Raw genomic sequence first — 19,020 nt, forward strand, 5'->3', positions numbered from 1 at the left:
CAAGCGGTGTTCTTCTTCCCGGCGCTGCTGCTGTTCGTGCTGCGCAAGCGGGTGCCGTGGCCCGCGCTGCTGCTGATCCCGGCGGTCTACCTGCTGCTGGACGTGCCCGCGCTGATCGCCGGGGCGAACTTCGGCGAGCTGCTGAAGGTCTACCTCGACCAGTCCGACACCTACGACCAGCTCACCCTGAACGCGCCGAACGTCTACCAGTACCTCAGCTCGGCCGGCAGCTCCGCGGTGCTGCGGACCGGCGGGATCGTGGTCACCGGGCTGATCCTGCTCGCACTGGCGATCCCGGTGGTGGTGCGCCGGGCGGAGCTGACCCCGGCCCGGATCGTGCTGGTCAGCGCGATCTCGGTGACCCTGGTCCCGTACTTCCTGCCCGCGATGCACGAGCGCTACTTCTACCCGGCCGACGCGCTGAGCGTGATCGCCGCGTTCTACCTGCCGAAGCGGTTGTGGGCGTTCCCGGTCCTGGAGCAGTTCGCCTCCGGTTTCGCCTACGCGCCCTACCTGCTGAACTCGCGCCAGGGCGGTTTCCCCGGCGGCGGCCGGCGGGGCGGCCCGGGCGGCACCGGCGGCCGAAGCGGCGGTTTCCCCGGCGGGTCCCGGCCCGGTCCCCCCGGCGGCGAGCCGCCCGGCCACCCGGGTGGCGCGCCGTCCGGTCCGCGGTTCCGCCCGCCCGGCGGTGGCCCCGGCGGGATGACCACGGGCACCGTGCTGGTCGACTTCTGGATCCTGTCCACGGCGATGCTGGCCGGCCTGCTCCTGGCGGTGTGGGCCGCGGTCCAGGACTTCCGCCGTCCGCCCGAGCCCGGGCCCCGGCTTGAAGTCACAGGTTCCCGGGGGCGCGAACCCGTGGAGGGGTGACACCGGCCGGCCCCGCTGGATCCGGAGATCGGCCCGGCCGGCCCGGCCACGGCGTCGCGACGATCATCGGGTGTACCGGTTCCGGCCCGGGCGATCGCGGACTCAGGCGGTCAGGTACAGCACCGCATAGCAGGCCAGCCAGTGCTCGACCGAGTAATGACCGCCACTGACCTGATCGAGCTCCGGCTCGGCGTGCTGCTCGGCGGCCGCGCGCATCAGCGGGACCCGCGGGTCGTCCTGCGGCAGGTGGTCGGCCAGGCGCAGCCAGCACCAGGCCCGGCTGAGGTTGAGCCCGCGCAGGTGGGCGAGCTGGCCGTCGCTGTCGTCGGAAACGGTGGCGGGGGCGAACAGCGTGGCGGGCTCGCCCCCGGCCAGGCCGGGCAGGAAGCGGTCCAGCCAGCTCCGGAACCGCCCGGGCGGCAGCAGGGCGGCCTGGAGCTCGGCTTCGGCGAGGGCGGGGGAGAGGAAGTCGGCGCCGGAGGGCTCCCACCGGCCGGGATAGTCCGTGTCCGTGCTGAACCAGCGTCGGGCCGCGTCCTCGATCGCTGCGAGCAGCGCGCCCGAGCCGGCGCTGTCCCGGGCGTACGGCAGTGCCCGGGACAGCCCGAACGCGCTGTTGCTGTGCGCGCCGTAACGCACCGGGTAGGTCTGTTTCGGCAGCCAGCTCAGGAACGCGTCGGTGACCGCTGCCGACAGCGGCACGAGGTTCGCCGACCAGCGGCGGGCGTCGGGGTCGTCCCAGGTCGCGAGCTCGTGGTGCAGGGTCAGCGCCCAGCCCCAGGCGTAGGGGCGCGCCCTCGACGGTGTGGTCCGGAAGGTCTTCGCTTCCGCCTCCAGCGCTTCGCCACTGAGGTGCTGATCCAGCACGGCCCGGATCTCACCGGCGGGGACCGCGTCCGGCACCGTGCGCAGCAGCCGGACCAGCAGCCAGTGCATCTCCACGCAGGAATGCCAGTCGAGGCAACCGTAGAACGCCGGGTACAGGTCGGCGGGCCGGTTCGGGAAGTCGCCGGGGAACCGCATGGTGCTGCGGATGTCGTTCGGGAACTCCTGCCGGACGACGCGGAGGGCGACCGCGCTGAACTCACCGGCCCGGGCGAGCAGCCGGGGTGTGCGTGGAGAGGTCATGGTGAGCAGGCCAAGCGATGGCCTCAGCCGGTGATGCCGGTGATGATCGCCGAGAAGTCACGTCCTGGGCCGTCCTGTTCGACGAACTCGGTGTACAGCCGTTCGGCGTGGTCGCCCAGTGCGGTGCGCACGCCTTCGGCCTGGGCGGCGGCCTGGGCCAGGCGCAGGTCCTTGAGCATCAGGCCGCTGGCGAAACCGCCGCGGTAGTCCCGGTTGGCCGGGCTGGCGGGCACGGGGCCGGGCACCGGGCAGTTGGTGGTCAGGGCCCAGCACTGGCCGGAGGCGGTGGAGGCGACGTCGAACAGGGCCTGGTCGGTCAGCCCGAGGCCGCGGCCGAGCGCGAACGCCTCGCTGACCGCGATCATCGACACGCCGAGGATCAGGTTGTTGCAGATCTTCGCCGCCTGCCCGGCGCCGGTCTCTCCACAGTGGACCAGCTTGGCCCCCATGTGCTTCAGGTGCGGCTCGGCCGCGGCGAACGCCTCCGCCGGGCCGCCGGCCATGAAGGTCAAGGTGGCTGCGCCCGCCCCGACGACCCCGCCCGACACCGGGGCGTCCAGCGCCAGGTGTCCGTGGCCGGTGGCGAGGCCGGCGGCGGCCCGGGCGTCGGCGACCTCGATGGTGGAGCAGTCGAGGAACAGCGTGCCCGGTCCGGCCGCGGGCACCAGCTCCCGGTAGAGCTCCAGCACGTGCCCTCCGCTGGGCAGCATGGTGATCACCACGCCGGCCCCGGCGACCGCCGCCACAGCATTGTCCACAACGGACACACCGGCGGCGGACGCGGCGGCGCGGGCCTCGGGCGACGGATCGTAGCCGGTCACCTCCTCGCCGGCCTTGACCAGGTTCGCGGCCATCGGGCCGCCCATGTTCCCGAGTCCGAGGAAGGCGGTGCTCATCGGGCCACTCCCGTCAGTTCGTCCTCGCCGAGGTGGGCGAAGTAGGCGTCGACGAGGTCCTCGCCGACTTCGGTCAGGGCCTGCGGCGACCACCGGGGCGCGCGGTCCTTGTCGATCACCTGCGCGCGGATGCCCTCCACCAGCTCGGCCGTGGTCAACGCGTGGTGCGAGACCCGGTACTCCCGGGTGAGCGCGGCTTCCAGGTCCGGCAGCGCCGCCGCGGTCCGCAGCGCCCGCAGGGTCACCTTGAGCGTGGTGGGCGACTTGCCCTCGAGCTCTTTCGCCGCGGCGATCGCCGGACCGCCGGCGTCACGGAGCCGGTCGAGGATCCCTTCGACCGTGTCGGCGGCGTAGCAGTGGTCGATCCACGAGCGGGCTTCGGCCAGCGCGCTCGGCGGTGGCGGATCGGCGACCAGGGCCAGCGCCGCGTCCGGGGTGTGGGTGGCCAGCGCGTCGAACAGGTCGGGCAGCCGGTCCGCGAGCACGTAATGGTCCGCGAGTCCACAGTGGATGGCGTCGGCGCCGCTCAGCTGCGCGCCGGTGAGCCCGGCGTGGAGGCCGAGGCCGCCGGGCGCGCGGGAGAGCAGGTAGGTGCCGCCGACGTCGGGCACGAACCCGATCCCGGTCTCGGGCATCGCCACCCGCGAGCGGTCGGTGACCACGCGGTGGCTGCCGTGCGCGGACACCCCGACCCCGCCGCCCATCACCAGGCCGTCCATGATCGCCAGGTACGGCTTGGGGTACCGGGCGATGGCGGCGTTCAGCCGGTACTCGTCGGCCCAGAAGGCCAGCGAAGCGGTGCCGCCGGATCTGGCGTCCTCGTAGATGGAGCGGATGTCGCCGCCCGCGCACAGCCCGCGTTCGCCCGCGCCCTCGACGACCACGACGCGCACGGCCGGGTCGGCCCGCCACCGCTCGAGGTGGCCCGCGATCGCGGTCACCATGACGTGGGTCAGCGCGTTCAGTGCCCGCGGCCGGTTCAGCGTGATCCGGCCTATTCCACTGTGGACGACGAACTCGACGTCGCTCATGCCACCTCCTGTGTTCTGCGGGATACCCGGTCGGCGGTGCGAGCGGAGCTTCGCGATCGTGTGCTCACACCGCCTCCGCCAGCATCCGGCGCGAGATGATCACCCGCATGATTTCGTTGGTTCCTTCGAGGATCTGGTGCACCCGCAGGTCGCGGACGATCTTCTCCACCCCGTAATCGGCGAGGTAGCCGTAACCGCCGTGCAGCTGCAGGGATTGGTTGGCCACTTCGAACCCGGTGTCGGTGCAGAACCGCTTGGCCATGGCCGAAAGCTGGGTCGCGCGGTCCTCGCCCTGGTCCAGGGCGTCGGCGGCCCGCCACAGCAGGGTGCGCGCGGCTTCGAGCTCGGTGCGCATGTCGGCCAGCCGGAACTGCAGGGCCTGGGACTGCGACAGCCTGGCTCCGAACGCGGACCGCTCGGACAGGTACCGCACGGCCTTGCCCAGCGCCGCTTCACCGCCGCCGAGGGAGCAGGCCGCGATGTTGAGCCGCCCACCGTCCAAAGCGGACATGGCCACGGCGAACCCGGAGCCCTCGGCGCCGAGCCGGGCCGAAGCGGGCACGCGGGCGCCGTCGAACACGACCGCCCGGGTGGGCTGGGCGTTCCAGCCCATCTTGACCTCGTCGGGGCCGAAGGAAACCCCGGGCGTGCCCCGCTCGACGACGAAGGCGGAGATGCCGCGGGCGCCCGGCCCGCCGGTCCGGGCGAGCACCACGTAGACCTCCGAGGTGCCGGCGCCCGAGATGAACTGCTTGACCCCGTCGAGCACGTAGGACTCGCCGTCGCGGCGGGCCTGGGTGGACAGGGCGGCGGCGTCGGACCCGGCGCCCGGCTCGGTCAGGCAGTAGCTGCCCAGGTGCTCCATGGTGGACATCCGCGGCAGGTAGCGCCGGCGTTGCTCCTGGTCGCCGAACCGGTCGATCATCGTGGCGACCATGTTGTGGATCGACACGTAGGCCGCGATCGAGGGGCAGCCGGTGGCCAGCGCCTCGAACACCAGCACGCCGTCGAGCCGGCCGAGCTCCGAGCCGCCGACCGCCTCGGGCAGGTACAGCCCGCCCAGTCCGAGTTCGGCGGCCTTGCGCAGCACGTCGACCGGGAAGTGCTTGGCCCGGTCCCACTCCAGTGCGTGCGGGGCCAGGTGCTCGGCGGCGAAGTCCGCCGCCGTCTCGCGCAGGGCGCGTTGTTCGCCGGTGATCCTCATGGCTTCAGCTCATCGTCGGGATGACGAAGGAGGCACCTTCCCGGGCGCCGGAGGGCCAGCGCGAGGTGACGGTCTTGGTCTTGGTGTAGAACCGGATCGAGTCCGGGCCGTGCTGGTTGAGGTCGCCGAAACCGGACCGCTTCCAGCCGCCGAAGGTGTGGTGGGCGATCGGCACCGGGATGGGCACGTTGACCCCGACCATGCCGGTGTCGACCCGCGAGGTGAAGTCGCGGGCCGTGTCGCCGTCGCGGGTGAAGATCGAGACGCCGTTGCCGTACTCGTGCTCGCTCGGCAGCCGCAGCGCCTGCTCGTAGTCGTCCGCGCGGACCACCGAGAGCACCGGGCCGAAGATCTCCTCGCGGTAGATCCGCAGGTCCGGGGTGACCCGGTCGAACAGGCAGCCGCCGAGGTAGAAGCCGTTCTCGTGCCCGGGCACGGTCACCTCCCGGCCGTCCACCACCAGCTCCGCGCCCTCGGCCAGGCCGATCTCCACGTACTCGCGGACCCGCTGCACGGCCGCGGCGGTGATCAGCGGGCCGAAGTCCGCGGTCTCGTCCAGCGCGGCGCCGACCTTGAGCGTCCGCACCCGCGCGGCCAGCCGTTCGACCAGCGCGTCGGCCGTGGCCCGGCCGACCGGGACGGCGACCGAGATGGCCATGCACCGCTCGCCGGCCGAACCGTAACCGGCGCCGGCCAGGGCTTCGACCACCCCGTCGAGATCGGCGTGGCACAAACGGCGCGGGCCAAAGACGGGGAAAAAACGAAGATGCGCGGCCTGATGAAGATCATCGGCTTCGGCAAGGTCTTCGGCGGCGGCCCTACCGGGCTGGCCAAGCAGGCGGGCTTGCCCTACGAGCCGGTCAAGGCCGCGGCCGACGGCTACGACGAGGTCTACCCGGAGATCCCGCGCTTCGGCCGCACGCTCCAGCGCCAGGCCGCGTACAAGGGCGGGGCCGTTTACACGCCGATCGGTCGCCGCCTGCCGCTCGACCGCGACCGCGCCTACGCGGCGACGAACTACGTGGTCCAGAGCACCGCGCGGGACGTTCTCGCCCGTGCGCTCTGCCGGATCGACGACGCCGGCCTGAGCCATCACGTGCTCCTCCCGGTTCACGACGAGCTGGTCTGCCAGGCCCCGGCGGAGGACGCGGAGGAGGTCATCCGCGAGATCGGCCGCCTCATGGAGACCACGCTCCGTGAGATCCCGATTGCGTCGGAGCCCGAGGTATACGGCCGGAGCTGGGGTGCGGGCTACATGCCCGAGGAGGAAAAGGCCCTGCTTGACGCTTCCTGACAAGGGTTCGGCCATGTGACCCATCCCACTTTTCGAACATACGTTCGCAGGTTACGGAATGCGCCCAACGGGCGATGAACAAAGTTGAAAGGTAAAAGATCAGTTGAGTATGGTAAAGGAAAGCTTCAAGCAGCTCATCGACACCATGACGCGCCTGGGGGGTGTGTTGTCTCCTGCAATCGACGCTCAGTACGAGGCGCCGCCTGGAACTCGTGCATCCAAGGTGCCCGCGTCGAATGGCGTCTCCAATCCCACTTTGGACACCGTGCTCGACCCCCGTCGGCTTGCGTTGTCGGACGAGATCCGTTCGACGCGCCTGGCGCTTCTCAAGGCACGGGCCATCCTCGAACCGCACATCCCCGCGCTCCACTCCGCCGTGAACCGGTGGGAGGGCCAGGAAGGAACACAGTGACCAGCTCCGTCCCCTCGGCTGTCGAACTCGGCGGCCGGGTCCTGCACGCGCGCTTGCTCGCCGAGGCCCGCACCGCGGTTGCTGCGATGAACTGGGACATTCCCCAGGACGAGCGCCACGAGCTCGACCCACACGAGACGGACGACCTGACACTCTCCACCGCCGGCTGACGGAGGCTCCACCGAGAGCACCCGCGCCCACCCACGACCCCCGCACTCCACTATGGAGCGCGGGGGTCTTTTGCTACTTACAAGTAGATATCACGAATCTGAGTAGTTTCCCCCTGGTGTTGATCAGGCCCGGGGAGCCTGTTACGTTCTTTCCACCGAGAACTCTCGGTGAGAGCGTCGGACGAGCCCTTGCGACTGAACTCCGGCACCGAACACCCCGAAAGCAGGCTCCTCTCCTCGGCTAAGCCCTCCCCTTCCTGACAGCCGTACCGTCCGGCGCCTTCCCCGCGCCCGAAACGGCTCCACACAAGGACTTCCGTCCTAGCTCTCGGACGTGCAGACGTCACGCCACGTCCGTCTTCGGAGCGCGCGTCCGCGCAAACCCGGGCATACCCGTGCCCTCAATTGTCACTTTCTGCAACTTTACCAATTCAAGGAGTTTTTTTCGTGCGCGACTACACCAATATCCTCGCCACCGAGAGTTTTCTGTCGCACGAGGAGCAGTGTGCCCTCATCGCCGCCGCACAGGACGTCCCCTGCACGGTGACCACCAACCCGGAGACCGGCGAAGAGACCGTCACCTTCGGCAAGACCGCCGCCTCCGAAACCGCTCTCACCCAGCTCGTCGTCAGCTTCACCCCGCTCATCCGCTCGATGGCCCGCACGGCCCCGACCCTCGGCTACGACGAGGCCGAAGCCATCTGCCTTGAGCGCTTCATGAAGGCCATCCGCGAGTACGACCTCAACTCCGAACTCCCCTTCTCCCGCGACATCCGGACCATGCTGCGCTTCGAGCTGTCCGACAAGACCCGCACTCGCGGAGTCGTTGCGATCAAGGAGAACGTGGCCGCCCGCTACCTCCGCCTCGTCCAGAAGCACGCGGGCGACGTCCGCGCCGCCTACGAGGAATGCCGCACCACCCCGAACGGCTTCGACCCGTCCACGTTCCTCGCCGTCCACCGGGCCTACGGAATGCTCATCTCCCTCGACATCGCGCCGGGCGACAGCGATGCGGGCGCCGCCGGGGACTGGAACGAACACGAGCGCATCCTCATCGATCACATGGCCGCGTTCGAGGAGGACCTGGCGAACCGCGACCTCGTCCGCTGGGCCTTTACCAAGGTCGCCGAGCGGGAGGCCCAGATCCTCCGCCTCCGCTACGGCTTCGACGACCTCACCACCGAGAATCTCCGGTCCCGCGCTGGCTTCCGCACCGACGTCGACGACCTCGTCATGAGCGACCGCGAAGTGGCCCAGTGCATGGGCCTCGCCCTGTCGAGCTGCAACCGCTACAAGCGCGAGGCCCTCGCCACCATGCGCTCCGCTCTGGAATCCCTCGCCGCGGAAAGCGACTGAGCAACTCCCGCCCGACCCGCAGAACTCCCGATCAGCCCAAGAAAAAGACCGAGCAGGAGCCCGACATGTCCCCCGTTTCAACGCTTTCCGCCGACGACCTGACCGACACGTGGCCCCTCGACTTCGACGAGCTGGACGAGATGGAGACCCGCCTCGCCGAACTCGCCAGGGAGGTCGTCACCGGCCTCCCGGCCCGCCCCGGGACCCGGCGATGACCGCCACGGACCTCCGCGTCCTCTCGACCGTGGCCTACGCGCTGGAGGGCCACGGCGCAACGACACCGTTTCTCCGCCGAGCCGAGGACGTCGTCAAGCAGCTCGCGGCCGAGGGCCTCGCGATCAGGTCCACGGCCGGACGCGAAGATCTCGCCGCCCGACTTCGCGAGGCGTTCGACAAGGCCCTCCGCGCCGAGAACCTGTCCTGCTACTTCGACGGCGGCTACAAGACCCGCGAGGCAGCCGAGGAGGCCGCCACCGCGGCCCTCGCGCTGATCGAGGAAATCGGACGCACGTGACCAAGACCTTCCGCGTCGTCGACACACCGGCGAACCCGGGTAACCGCTACCACTTCGGTCCCGACGAGCACCGGGTCCGGCCGTTCATGATCGTGGACGAGATCGAGCGCTGTTACGGGCGCAACGCCCGGCGCGAGGACGCCGAGTCCGCGGTCCGGCAGCTCGAATTGGAGCACACCCTCCCGGTCGGGATGCGCTCCAGCGGGCTACTCACGGACGCCCGCGCCGTCCATGCGCGGGCGCTCCTCACGGCCAAGACGGCCCGACGCTACGGCCTCATCGACGCCGAGGACCAGGAGATCCTCGCCGACCTGGACGCCGTCGTCGCCCGGCTCGCCCGCTGGCAACGGACCGGCTACCCGCGCGGATGTGAGGTCGCCGAGTGAGCTTCCTGGCCTGGTTCTTCCTGGCCTGGCTGGGTCTTGCCCTCCTCGGCGGCTTCCTCCTCGGTCACCTGATTGGGAAGAACGACAAGCGCGGCTGAGAGCCGCCCGACCCCGGCCTCCGCCCTCGGCGCCCAGCGCCTTGGGCGGAGGCCCTTCGGCGTCAAGAGGCCCTTGACGGCCGCCCCCCGAACACCGGCAACCTGGAGCAACGCCCTCGAATGCTGCCTTCCAACCTCTCTGACGCCCTCACCGAGCCCCACCGAGACCGCCCCCGGGCTCACGCGGCCGGCGCGACATGAGCGTCCGCCACGCCCGGCGCTCCCTCGCCGGAAGCATGGGCGGCTCACTGGACGTCCTCCTCGGCCACGACGGCGCCGGCGGACGCGTCGTCGCGATCCGTTCGCTCTCGGTGCGCACGACCAACGCCGTCCGCACCGCCGACCCCGCCACCGTCCGCACGCTCATCGCCGAACTCGGCGAAGCCCTCGACTACCTCACCTCGGGAGGAACCCCGTGAACCAGAAGGAACCTGGGCGCACCCGCGTCCTTCGCCTGATCGGTTGCGGCGGCCTCGTCCTACTCATGGGCGTCGCCGTCATCGCGTGGTCGTGGCCCTGGGCGCTGGCCGCGCTGGCCGTGTTCGCCGGAACCGCCGCACTTGACGGCTTCCTCGACGCCGTCCGCGAGCAGCGGTAGCACCTGCTCCTCCCCGGCCCCGCCGCCCGCGCCCTGGGCAGCGGGGCCTTTCCGTTCTCTGGTGAGCAAGTCATATCGCGTGCGCAGAAGTCCATCTCCGACAGAGAAACTCCCTACCGAGGAGCGTCCACATGACCACGTTCCGCCGCAACGACCCGGTCATCGTCCGCGAGGTCGAAGCGATCCACAGCCACATCTACGTCGGAAAGAAGGGCCGGTTCCGTGGCACTGTCGGCTCCACCAACGACGCGAGCGGGAAGCCTGCCTACCTCGTCGAGGTCAACGCCTGGGATGGCTCCCGCACCACCTGCACCATCCGCGCCACCCGCATCGAGCGGGACACCCTGAAGACTGGGCGCTTCCAGGCGGAGCTCCCTACGCTCACCCAGCCCGGCCGGGTCAGCGTCGGTGATCGAGTCCGCGTTGTCGAAGTCCTGCCCTCGGACTCCTCGGGCAGCCGCCTGAAGATCGGACAGACCGGCACGGTCGAAGAGGCCGTGCCGGCGAACGGCATCCGGCCGGGATTCCACCGGGTGCGCGTCGGCGCCGCGCTCGTCCGGGCGACCACGGTGGAGCGGGTCGCCGGGTCCCTACCGATGACCCACGCTGACGAGCCGACCGCGGAGAGCAGGCCGAAGCCCGTGGACGCCCTGATCGACCCCAAACGCCTCCAGGCCGCCCACGCGGCCCATGCGCTTCTCGGCGAGGACGCGACGCTCGACACCCTCATCGGACTCGGTGAGTTCATCCTCGGCGAGCACGCGAAGGGAGGACGCGTCGACCTCGGCGCGCTGGCCGCACCGAGCACGCACCGCGTCCAGACGGCACCGGACATGACCCTCGATGAGGCCCGGCGCGTGACCTCCGAGACGCTGCACATCAACAGCCTGGACGTAGGCCCGGACCTCCATCCGGACTCGGACGTGATCATGATGGAGGTTCGCGGTTCTCGCGAGTACCTCACCGAAGAGCAGGTCGACAAGCTCATCGCGTACCTCCGCGCGGCGAAGCTCGTCCACACCGCCCGCTGATCCATCCCTGAACCGAGGCCCGGCCGCCGGAGACCCTGTGTCCCGGCGGCCGGGCCTCTTCTGCGTTTACACACCTCCGAAGGAGCACCATGAGCGCCACCGCCAACCCCGAGTACCGCCCCGGCGACAAGGTCCGCGTCCTGGCCGACAAGCCCTACGCAACCGAGCTGGTCGCCGGCGACGTCGTCACCGTCATCGAGCAGGTCACCAAGATCGAGGGGACGAGAACGAGGTCGGACGTACATACTACACAGGTCGAGCGTACAACAGGGCCGAGGGTGTTCCCAATGCGGCACCCCAGGGTCCACGGACGCAAGGAGCGCCCTCTGGAGAGAACCAGATGGTGCCGCAGCGGGCGGGCTCAGCCAAAATGACACACTGGGCTGGGCGGCGGGCTTAAGACTCAAAGGCGAGACGCCGCTGGTTGCGTTTCGGGCGACCCCGTGGCGTTAGGGAGGACCCGTTGCAGGCAGAAGTTCAAACTAGTCCCCCCCCCCCCCCCCTTCTATGGCCCCTAACCCCCCGCCCGCCCCCCCCCAGCCCCCCACAGCCCCCCCCCCCACACACCCCCCACTGGGGCCTGGCGGTTCGCCCGGCACCGGCGGTTCAACTGGCACCAGCAGTTCGCCCGGCACCGGCAGTTCGGCTGACACCGGCAGTTCATCGGACGCGGGCGGCTCCGGCTCCACCGACGCACCCGGACCGAGCGGCTCGGTGGGCACGGTCGGCACCACCGGCCCGACCGCGGAACTTCCACCCCGCTACGGCTTGCTCTCCGGGGCCGGCGCGGACTCCCTGGAACGCGAACGGGCCGCCTTGGACCAGGCCACCGGAACCGGCCCGTCCTCCAGCAGCTACCCCGCCGTCGAAGGTGCGGGCAACTATTCCCCCGGCAACACCGGCACCGGCAGCTTCGGCGGTTCTGGCAGCCCCAGCGGTTCTGGCAGTTTCAGCGGCCCAGGCGGCTCCAGCAGCCCGGGCAGCTTCGGCGGCTCGGGCAACTTCAGCGGCCCCGGCGGCTTCAGTGGCTCTGGCGGCTCTGGAGGTTTCGGCGACTCCGGCAGCCTCAGCGGCCCCGGCGGTTCCAGCAGCTCAGGCGGCTTCGCCGGTTCCGGCGCCCCCAGCGGCTACGGCGGCGGCAGCGGCTTCGCCCCCCACCCCGGCAGTCACCCAGGCCCCGGACACCCCGCAAGCACCCCGCAGCCTTCACCCGCCGCCGCGACGATCCACCAAACCCCGGGCAGCGCCCCGCTGCCCGTCCACTGGGTCTTGCTGCTCGCCCTGCTCCTCGGCCTGGCCGCGGGCTCGGTGATCGGGCTCCTCACGCTGATCTGATCCCCAGCAGTCGCACCCCCATCCCAGATCCCCGGCCCGGGTGCAAGGGCGCGCGGCCGACCTTCGTCGCACTAGCCACTCCGGCCCCACCGTTGTGAGGCCGGCCGTCGCACAAGCGTCCGGAACGCCCGTTTCCACCGGTCCGGGGCATCTTGCGGCTGGTTCGTTCCCGCCTCGCGTGACCTGCGGTTCCTTGCCCGGTGAAGGCACACAGCGTCACCCTGTACCGTTTTCGGTGTGATTCTCGCCCAGAGCACAGTGACGACCATGTCCCTCCTGCCGTCGTGGCTGGACCCGCAGCACCTGCTGACCGGGCTCACCACACCGGTCATCGCCGTGCTCTGCCTGATCATCTTCATCGAGAGCAGCATCTTCCCGGTCCTGCCGGGTGATTCGCTGCTGTTCACCGCGGGCCTGTTCATCGCCAACGACACGCTGAAGGCGCCGTTGTGGCTGGTCTGCGTCCTGGTGACGGTCGCGGCGCTGCTCGGCAACGTCGGCGGGTACTACCTCGGCTACTTCGCCGGGCCGAAGCTGTTCAACCGGCCCGATTCGAAGTTCTTCAAGCGCGAGTACGTCGACAAGACGCACGCGTTCCTCGACAAGCACGGGCCCAAGGCCGTGGTGCTGGCCCGGTTCGTGCCGTTCGTGCGGACGTTCATCACCTGGATCGCCGGCATCGGCCGGATGGACCCGAAGCGCTACTTCACCTACACGGTGCTGGGCGGCATCCTGTGGGCAGCGGGCATCACCGTGCTGGGCTCGCTACTGGGCAACATCGGCTTCATCCGCGACAACGTCGATGCCATCTTCGTGGTGATCGTGCTCGTGTCGGTGGTCCCGATCGGTCTGGAGTACCTGAAGAGCCGCCGGGAGAAGAAGGCGCACGGGGCGGCGATGGCCGAGTCGCCGGCCGAGGTCACGCAGCGCATCCCGCGCGTGCGCGACTGACCGCCGAATTCGTCGAAACGGCGCCGGCCTCCCTCCGCGGAGACCGGCGTCGTTCGCCGTTTCAGTCCTGCATCGAGAACATCGAGCCCGGGTTGAACAGGTTCCCCGGGTCCAGCGCCTGCTTGATCTGCCGGTGCACCCGCAGGCCGACCGGGCCGATCTCGCGCACGAGCCAGTCGCGCTTGATCTTGCCGACGCCGTGCTCGCCGGTGACGGTGCCGCCCAGCGCGAGGCCGATCTCCAGGATCTCGTCGAACGCCTGCTGGGCGCGCGCGAACTCTTCCGGGGACTCGGGCGCGTAGACGATCGTGGGGTGCATGTTGCCGTCCCCCGCGTGTCCGACGACGGCGATCTTCAGACCCACCTTCGCGCTGACCTGCTCACAACCGTGGATCAGGTCCGCGATGCGGGTGCGCGGCACGCAAACGTCGTCGGTCAGCCAGATCCCGTACGTCTCCAGCGCGGTGAGCACCACCCTTCGCGCCTGAAGTAGCATCTTGCCTTCTTCGAGGTCTTCGGTGGCGTACGCGAGGTCGGCGCCGCAGTCGGTGCAGATCTGCTCCAGCGTGGCGAGTTCGCGGCGGCCGGCCTCACCACCGGCGTCGGACTGGGCGAGCAGCAGGGCCCGGCAGTCGGAACCGGCGCCGAGGTCGGTCTTCAGGTAGGTCTCCGACGCCTTGATCGACACCGCGTCCATGATCTCCAGCAGCGAGGGCACCAGCCCCTCGCGGACCACCCGCGCGACGGCCTCACCCGCCGCCTCGGTGCTGCTGAACCCGGCCACGAACGTCGACGGCGCCTGCGGCAACGGCTTGAGCGCGACGGTCGCCTGGGTGATCACGCCGAGCGTGCCTTCGCTGCCGACGAACAGCTTCGCCAGGTCGTACCCCGCGACGCCCTTCACCGTGCGGCGGCCGGTCTTGAGCAGCGAACCGTCGGCCAGCACCACTTCCAGCCCGAGCACGGAGTCGGTGGTGACGCCGTACTTGACGCAGCACAGCCCACCGGCGTTGGTGGAGAGGTTGCCGCCGATGGTGCACCAGTCGTAGCTCGACGGGTCCGGCGGGTAGAACAGGCCGTGCTTCTCCACGGCGTTGCGGAAGTCCAGGTTGATCACCCCCGGCTGCACCACGGCGAGCCGATTGCCCGCGTCGATCTCGACGATCTCGTTGAGCTTGGTCAGCACGAGCACCACGCAACCGTCGATCGCGTTGGCCGCGCCGGACAGCCCGCTCCCGGCCCCCCGCGGCACGATGGGAACCTCCGCGTCGGCGCACGCCTTGACCGCAGCCTGCACCCCCGCGGTGTCCACGGGCAGCACAACGGCCAACGGATTCCCGACGGGCGCCAGCGGCATCATGTCCCGCGCGTACCCGGCGGTGACGTCGGCATCGGTGAGCACGGCGCCGTTACCGAGCTCGTCACGGAGTCGCTGGACCAGGGCCTCATTGCTCATGCGGACCATGGTAAGTGATGAGATCTCCACAGTGCGGAATTTTTCTTCCAATTAAGCAGGATGGCCGTGCGCGGCCACGCTCTGTCGCCGCACCGACCACCAACACGACTCGGCCCGCGTCGGCTGCGGACTGGCATCACTACGAGCGCAGAAACACCGACCGTCGATGCGGAACGCTGCGACAAGGCTGGCCGCCACCTGGCACTGGCCCGCCTCGACGACTTGACTGCCCCGGCGACCGGACCAGCACTGGGCTGCTTCAGAGAGCAGAGCGGGGCCGAGCGGCCAGACGTACACCTGGCGACTTCGGCCGCAGTTAGGCCGAGGCCAGGCCGCTGAACCGGCACCGGGCCACTGCACCGGCCGCCAGGTCAACGCCGGGCGGCCGGACCAGGCCCCGGGTGGCGCCGAACAGTTCGGCAGCCTGATGCGGGCCGGGTAGCTGCGCCGGTAGTCGAACGACCGGCCGGGCGCCGGGTGACCCGGTGCCCGGCCGGATGGAACCGAGCGAAACCGGGCCACAGCAAGCGGCGCCGGAGGGTGGAATCAAACGACACCACGCCGCGGTAAGCAGCACCGAAGGGGAAACCGAGCAAACCGGGTTGCGGCGAAAGCGCCGGTAGGCGCAACTGGGTCGCAGCGAGCAGCGCTGGCAGATCGAACCGAACGAAGCCGAGTCGCGGCAAGCAACGCCGGGGGGTCGAAACTGGATCGCCGCGATCGGCGCGCTGGTAGGTCGGACCGGGCGAAGCTGAGTCGCAGCGAGCGACGCCGGTTAGGCACAACCGAACGACACCGGGTCGCAGCGAGCGGCGCTAGTAGGTCGACTGAGCGAAACCGGGTCACGGCAAGCGGCACCGACGGGCGGAGCCGAGCGAAACCGGGTTGCGGCGAAGAACGCCGATGGGCGGACCCAAGCCGAACCAAGTCGCGGCGGGCGGCGCCGGGAGGTGAAACCGGGCGAAACCGGGTCGCAACGAGCGGCGTGCAGGTAGGTCGGACCGGGCGGGGCTGAGTCGGGGCGGGCGGAGGCCGGGGGGTCGAACCGGGCGAAGCTGAGTCGGGGTGGGCGGAGCTGAGTCGGGGCGAGCGGAGCTGGAGGGTCGGACCGGGCGGGTTGAGTCGCGGCGGGCGGCGCCGGAGGGTCGGACCGGGTGGAACTGAGTTGGGGCGGGCGGAGGCGGGGGTCGAACCGGGCGGAACCGAGGCGGGCAGGCGAAGGCGGGGGCGAACCGGGCGAAGCTGAGTCGAGGCAGGCGGGGGCGAACCGGGCGGAGCTGAGTCGCGGCGAGCGGAGCGGAGGGAGCGAACCGGGCGGAGGCGAGTCGGGCGGCGGAGGCGGCGGGTGGTGGGGCGGCGCCGGGGTAGGTGGGTGGTTATGCGGGTAGTGGTGTCTCCTTGCGGTCGGTGCGGCGGCGGCCGCGGGTGAGCAGGAAGTAGGCCTGGGCCGCGGTGTAGATCAGGATTGCGGCGCCGGCCCAGGCGGTGGTGTGCAGGCCGGAAACGAAAGCCTCGCGGGCGGACGTCACCAGGGCCTCGGCGGCCGGGGCGGGCAGGGAGCCCGCTGCGGCTACGGCGCCGCCCAGGGTGTCGTGGGCGGTGGTGATCGCGGTATCCAGGGCGGGGTCGTGCGGGGTTGCGCTCAGGGAGCCGGACAGGCCGGACTGGTAGACGGCCGTGGCCAGGCTGCCGAGGAGGGCGGTGCCCAGGGCGCCGCCCAGCTCGTAGCCGGTTTCCGAGATGGCGGAGGCCGCGCCGGCGCGGTCGACCGGGGCGGCGGAGATCACCAGGTCGTTGGTGAGGGTCTCGGACAACGCCACTCCGCCCCCGACCAGCACGAAGGCGATGACCACCGCGGCCAGGCCCGCTGTGGTGCCGATGGCCGTGAGCATCAGGAAACCGGCCGCGCCGAGCAGCAGGCCGACGCCGACCAGCACCGGCACGCGGACGTGGCGGGCCAGCCGGACCGCGAGGAGCGCTCCGGCGATGCCCGCGAAGGTGGCGGGCAGCATCCACAGCGCCGCCGTCACCGGGGACAGGCCCAGCACCAGCTGCAGGTACTGCGGAACCAGGAACAACAGCCCCACCAGCGCGAACACCCCGAGCAGGTTGGTCACCACCGAGGCGGTGAACATCCGGTTCGAGAACAGCGCCAGGTCCAGCATGGGCTGCTCGAGCCGACGCTGACGGCGGACGAACACCGCCCCGAGCCCCAGGCCGACCACGATCGCCAGCGCCGCGAGCCAGGTGAAGCCCTCGGTGGCCGCGACCTTGATCCCGTACACCACCGGCAGCATCGCGCCCAGTGAGAGCAGTGCGGACAGCAGGTCGAACCGGCCCGGCTTCGGGTCGCGGTGCTCGGGCAGCAGCAGCGGACCGGCGACCAGCAGCACCAGCATCACCGGCACGTTGATCAGGAAGACCGAGCCCCACCAGAAGTGCTCCAGCAGCCAGCCGCCGACCACCGGGCCCACGGCCATGCCGCCGGAGAACGCCGCGCTCCACACCCCCACCGCGGTGCGGCGACGGCGGTCCTCGGTGAAGATGCTGCGGATCAGCGACAGGGTGGACGGCATCAGGGTCGCCCCGCCGACGCCCAGCAGCGCGCGGGCCAGGATCAGCATCATCGGCGTCGTCGAGAACGCCGCCAGCACCGAAGCCAGGCCGAACGCCACCGCGCCCGCCAGCAGCAGCTTTCGCCGGCCGATGCGGTCGCCCAGGGTGCCCATGAAGACCAGCAGCCCGGCCAGCACGAACGAATAGACATCGACGATCCAGAGCTGCTCGGCCCCACTCGGGCCGAGGTCCTCGCTCAGGTACGGCAGGGCGAACCCCAGCACCGTTGCGTCCACGCTGATCAGCAAAACCGGCAGCACCAGTACCGCCAGTGCCCACCACTGCCCGCGCCTCTCCATGGCGCACTCTTCCTTTCTTGCACCGTCTGGACGGTACAGTTTTGCTCCTGGTGTAGAAGGTAAACCGTCCGGACGGTACAGTCAAGCTGTGCCGAAACCGTCCGCCCGTGAGCGCGTCCTCGACTCGTACGAGGTCATCCTGATCGAGCGGGGGCCGCTCGAGATCACCCTCGAGGCGGTGGCCGCGCGGGCCGGGGTGTCCAAAGGGGGCCTGCTGTACCACTTCGGTTCCAAGGACGCCCTGCGTGACGGCTTGCTCGAACGGCTGGTCCGGCTCAACGCCGAGGACATCGAGCTGGCCCGCGCCGCCCCGGAGGGCGTGGTCCGCTACTACCTGCGCACGGCGATCACCGACGTGACCCGCAACCGGCCGCTGCACCGCACGACGATGGCGACCCTCCGGCTGGTGCTCAACGACCCCACCGTGGCCGAGGTCTCCCAGCGCTGCATGAACGACGTCCGCGAACTGCTGCTGGAGAACGCCGAGGACCGGCTGGCCGCCGAACTGGTGATGCTGGTCGGCGAGGGCCTCTACATGCGCGCTGCGCTCGGCGAGGAGAACAGCGGCGGCCTGCTCGACCAGATCGACGACATCGCCGGGCGGCTGGAACAGCCGTGAGACGGGCCCGCGGGGCCAGGTACCGGGCAAAGGCCGGCCCCGCGAAGCAGGCCAAGGGCAGACGGGCCGGGCGGAAGCAGGCGGGCGACACCGAATCGACCGGGAGCAGGCCGGGCGGAGAGCGATCGGAAGACACCCGCCAACCCGGCCCGGCCGCTCACCGCGCGACCCCGTAGACCCGTTCGATGCGCAGCGTCAGCACCAGACGCTGGTCGGCGACCATCGCGGCGCGGTACTCGGACCAGTCCGGGTGCTCGCCGCCGATCTTGCGGTAGAGCTCGATCAGGGCCTCCACCGTCGCGTCGTCCGCAGCGGCGGCGACCGGCGTGAGTTCCGCAGTGCCCTCCGCCACTGCGTACGACCAGCCGTCTTCACTGGCCACGTGGTAGCTGACCCGGGGATCGCGCCGCATGTTCTTGGTCTTCGCGCGCGTCTCGGTGATGGAGACGAGCAGGGTGCGCGCGTCGGCGTCAAAGTGGTGCGTGACGGTGGACAGCTGCGGGCGGCCGTCACGCTTCAAGGTGGCCAGCACCCCGTTCCGCCGGGAGCCGATGAGGTCGTACAGCGCTGTGTCGTCGGTCATACCCGTATCAACCCGTGGGTCACCGGCTTGTTCCCGCCGGTGACCGGCCACCGGACGAACCGGACCAACCACCACAAGTAAATCTGCTTGCATGCAACAACTAAGGTGTTGTCCGACACAACCAGCCGGTTCCCGCTTGCACAAACGATGAATTGAGAACACCCTTGCTCTAG

21 protein-coding genes are annotated in these 19,020 nt (G+C 70.5%); 13 read left to right on the forward strand and 8 right to left on the reverse strand.

Features of this window, described 5'->3' with window-relative positions:
- Positions 1-870: hypothetical protein (locus NYF13_RS35845; protein ID WP_315662578.1), on the forward strand; the 870-nt coding region annotated here is incomplete at its 5' end.
- Positions 871-972: 102 nt separating this feature from the next.
- On the opposite strand, the gene NYF13_RS35850 is transcribed toward NYF13_RS35845, so the two are convergent.
- The 5 genes from NYF13_RS35850 to NYF13_RS35870 all read right to left on the reverse strand — a co-directional run bounded on the left by NYF13_RS35850 (position 973) and on the right by NYF13_RS35870 (position 5,862).
- On the reverse strand, positions 973-1,998 hold the full coding sequence (locus tag NYF13_RS35850) for a DUF2891 domain-containing protein (protein WP_315658801.1): 1,026 nt from the start codon (positions 1,996-1,998) through the stop codon (positions 973-975).
- A gap of 23 nt (positions 1,999-2,021) precedes the next feature.
- Positions 2,022-2,894, reverse strand: coding sequence for a 3-hydroxyisobutyrate dehydrogenase (mmsB, locus tag NYF13_RS35855; RefSeq protein WP_315658800.1), 873 nt, complete (start codon positions 2,892-2,894; stop codon positions 2,022-2,024).
- Entirely contained in the window at positions 2,891-3,925 is a 1,035-nt protein-coding gene (locus NYF13_RS35860) for an enoyl-CoA hydratase/isomerase family protein (protein WP_315658799.1), read from the reverse strand. Before NYF13_RS35860 ends, mmsB begins: the two co-directional genes overlap by 4 nt.
- A gap of 64 nt (positions 3,926-3,989) precedes the next feature.
- On the reverse strand, positions 3,990-5,129 hold the full coding sequence (locus tag NYF13_RS35865) for an acyl-CoA dehydrogenase family protein (RefSeq protein WP_315658798.1): 1,140 nt from the start codon (positions 5,127-5,129) through the stop codon (positions 3,990-3,992).
- Between the two features lie 4 nt (positions 5,130-5,133).
- Entirely contained in the window at positions 5,134-5,862 is a 729-nt protein-coding gene (locus NYF13_RS35870) for an aldehyde dehydrogenase family protein (protein ID WP_315662579.1), read from the reverse strand.
- 33 nt (positions 5,863-5,895) lie between these two features.
- Here NYF13_RS35870 and NYF13_RS35875 point away from each other — a divergent pair, with 33 nt between their 5' ends.
- The 11 genes from NYF13_RS35875 to NYF13_RS35925 all read left to right on the forward strand — a co-directional run bounded on the left by NYF13_RS35875 (position 5,896) and on the right by NYF13_RS35925 (position 13,274).
- Positions 5,896-6,423, forward strand: coding sequence for a DNA polymerase (locus NYF13_RS35875; RefSeq protein ID WP_315662581.1), 528 nt, complete (start codon positions 5,896-5,898; stop codon positions 6,421-6,423).
- A 109-nt stretch (positions 6,424-6,532) separates the two neighbouring features.
- Positions 6,533-6,835: a hypothetical protein gene (locus NYF13_RS35880; RefSeq protein ID WP_315661931.1), complete on the forward strand. Its 303-nt coding sequence runs from the start codon at positions 6,533-6,535 to the stop codon at positions 6,833-6,835.
- Positions 6,832-7,005 (forward strand): hypothetical protein, encoded by a 174-nt coding sequence (locus tag NYF13_RS35885; protein WP_315661932.1) that lies wholly within the window; start codon positions 6,832-6,834, stop codon positions 7,003-7,005. Before NYF13_RS35880 ends, NYF13_RS35885 begins: the two co-directional genes overlap by 4 nt.
- Before the next feature lie 447 nt (positions 7,006-7,452).
- Complete coding sequence (locus NYF13_RS35890; RefSeq protein ID WP_315661933.1) at positions 7,453-8,361, forward strand: hypothetical protein; 909 nt, start codon at positions 7,453-7,455, stop codon at positions 8,359-8,361.
- 65 nt (positions 8,362-8,426) lie between these two features.
- Complete coding sequence (locus NYF13_RS35895; RefSeq protein WP_315661934.1) at positions 8,427-8,576, forward strand: hypothetical protein; 150 nt, start codon at positions 8,427-8,429, stop codon at positions 8,574-8,576.
- Positions 8,573-8,875: a hypothetical protein gene (locus NYF13_RS35900; protein ID WP_315661935.1), complete on the forward strand. Its 303-nt coding sequence runs from the start codon at positions 8,573-8,575 to the stop codon at positions 8,873-8,875. Before NYF13_RS35895 ends, NYF13_RS35900 begins: the two co-directional genes overlap by 4 nt.
- Positions 8,872-9,261: a hypothetical protein gene (locus tag NYF13_RS35905; RefSeq protein ID WP_315661936.1), complete on the forward strand. Its 390-nt coding sequence runs from the start codon at positions 8,872-8,874 to the stop codon at positions 9,259-9,261. Before NYF13_RS35900 ends, NYF13_RS35905 begins: the two co-directional genes overlap by 4 nt.
- A gap of 295 nt (positions 9,262-9,556) precedes the next feature.
- Positions 9,557-9,778, forward strand: a complete 222-nt coding sequence (locus tag NYF13_RS35910; RefSeq protein ID WP_315661937.1) for a hypothetical protein — start codon at positions 9,557-9,559, stop codon at positions 9,776-9,778.
- Positions 9,779-10,088: 310 nt separating this feature from the next.
- A complete protein-coding gene (locus tag NYF13_RS35915) occupies positions 10,089-10,988 on the forward strand; it encodes a hypothetical protein (RefSeq protein ID WP_315661938.1) in 900 nt (299 codons plus the stop codon).
- A gap of 714 nt (positions 10,989-11,702) precedes the next feature.
- Positions 11,703-12,323 (forward strand): hypothetical protein, encoded by a 621-nt coding sequence (locus tag NYF13_RS35920; RefSeq protein WP_315654970.1) that lies wholly within the window; start codon positions 11,703-11,705, stop codon positions 12,321-12,323.
- Between the two features lie 237 nt (positions 12,324-12,560).
- Positions 12,561-13,274 (forward strand): VTT domain-containing protein, encoded by a 714-nt coding sequence (locus tag NYF13_RS35925; protein WP_315654967.1) that lies wholly within the window; start codon positions 12,561-12,563, stop codon positions 13,272-13,274.
- Positions 13,275-13,335: 61 nt separating this feature from the next.
- On the opposite strand, the gene NYF13_RS35930 is transcribed toward NYF13_RS35925, so the two are convergent.
- The gene (locus NYF13_RS35930) at positions 13,336-14,730 is read right to left on the reverse strand and encodes an FAD-linked oxidase C-terminal domain-containing protein (RefSeq protein WP_315654965.1); all 1,395 of its coding nucleotides are present in this window, start codon (positions 14,728-14,730) and stop codon (positions 13,336-13,338) included.
- A gap of 1,376 nt (positions 14,731-16,106) precedes the next feature.
- Complete coding sequence (locus tag NYF13_RS35935; RefSeq protein WP_315654962.1) at positions 16,107-17,645, reverse strand: MFS transporter; 1,539 nt, start codon at positions 17,643-17,645, stop codon at positions 16,107-16,109.
- An 88-nt stretch (positions 17,646-17,733) separates the two neighbouring features.
- On the opposite strand from NYF13_RS35935, the gene NYF13_RS35940 reads away from it, so the two are divergent.
- Positions 17,734-18,264, forward strand: coding sequence for a TetR/AcrR family transcriptional regulator (locus NYF13_RS35940; RefSeq protein ID WP_315654960.1), 531 nt, complete (start codon positions 17,734-17,736; stop codon positions 18,262-18,264).
- A gap of 157 nt (positions 18,265-18,421) precedes the next feature.
- Here the strand turns inward: NYF13_RS35940 and NYF13_RS35945 are convergent, their stop codons facing one another.
- On the reverse strand, positions 18,422-18,847 hold the full coding sequence (locus tag NYF13_RS35945; RefSeq protein WP_315654958.1) for a PPOX class F420-dependent oxidoreductase: 426 nt from the start codon (positions 18,845-18,847) through the stop codon (positions 18,422-18,424).
- Positions 18,848-19,020: the final 173 nt, after the last annotated feature.

Origin of the sequence: Amycolatopsis sp. PS_44_ISF1, assembly GCF_032335455.1 — a bacterium.
Taxonomy (GTDB): domain Bacteria; phylum Actinomycetota; class Actinomycetes; order Mycobacteriales; family Pseudonocardiaceae; genus Amycolatopsis.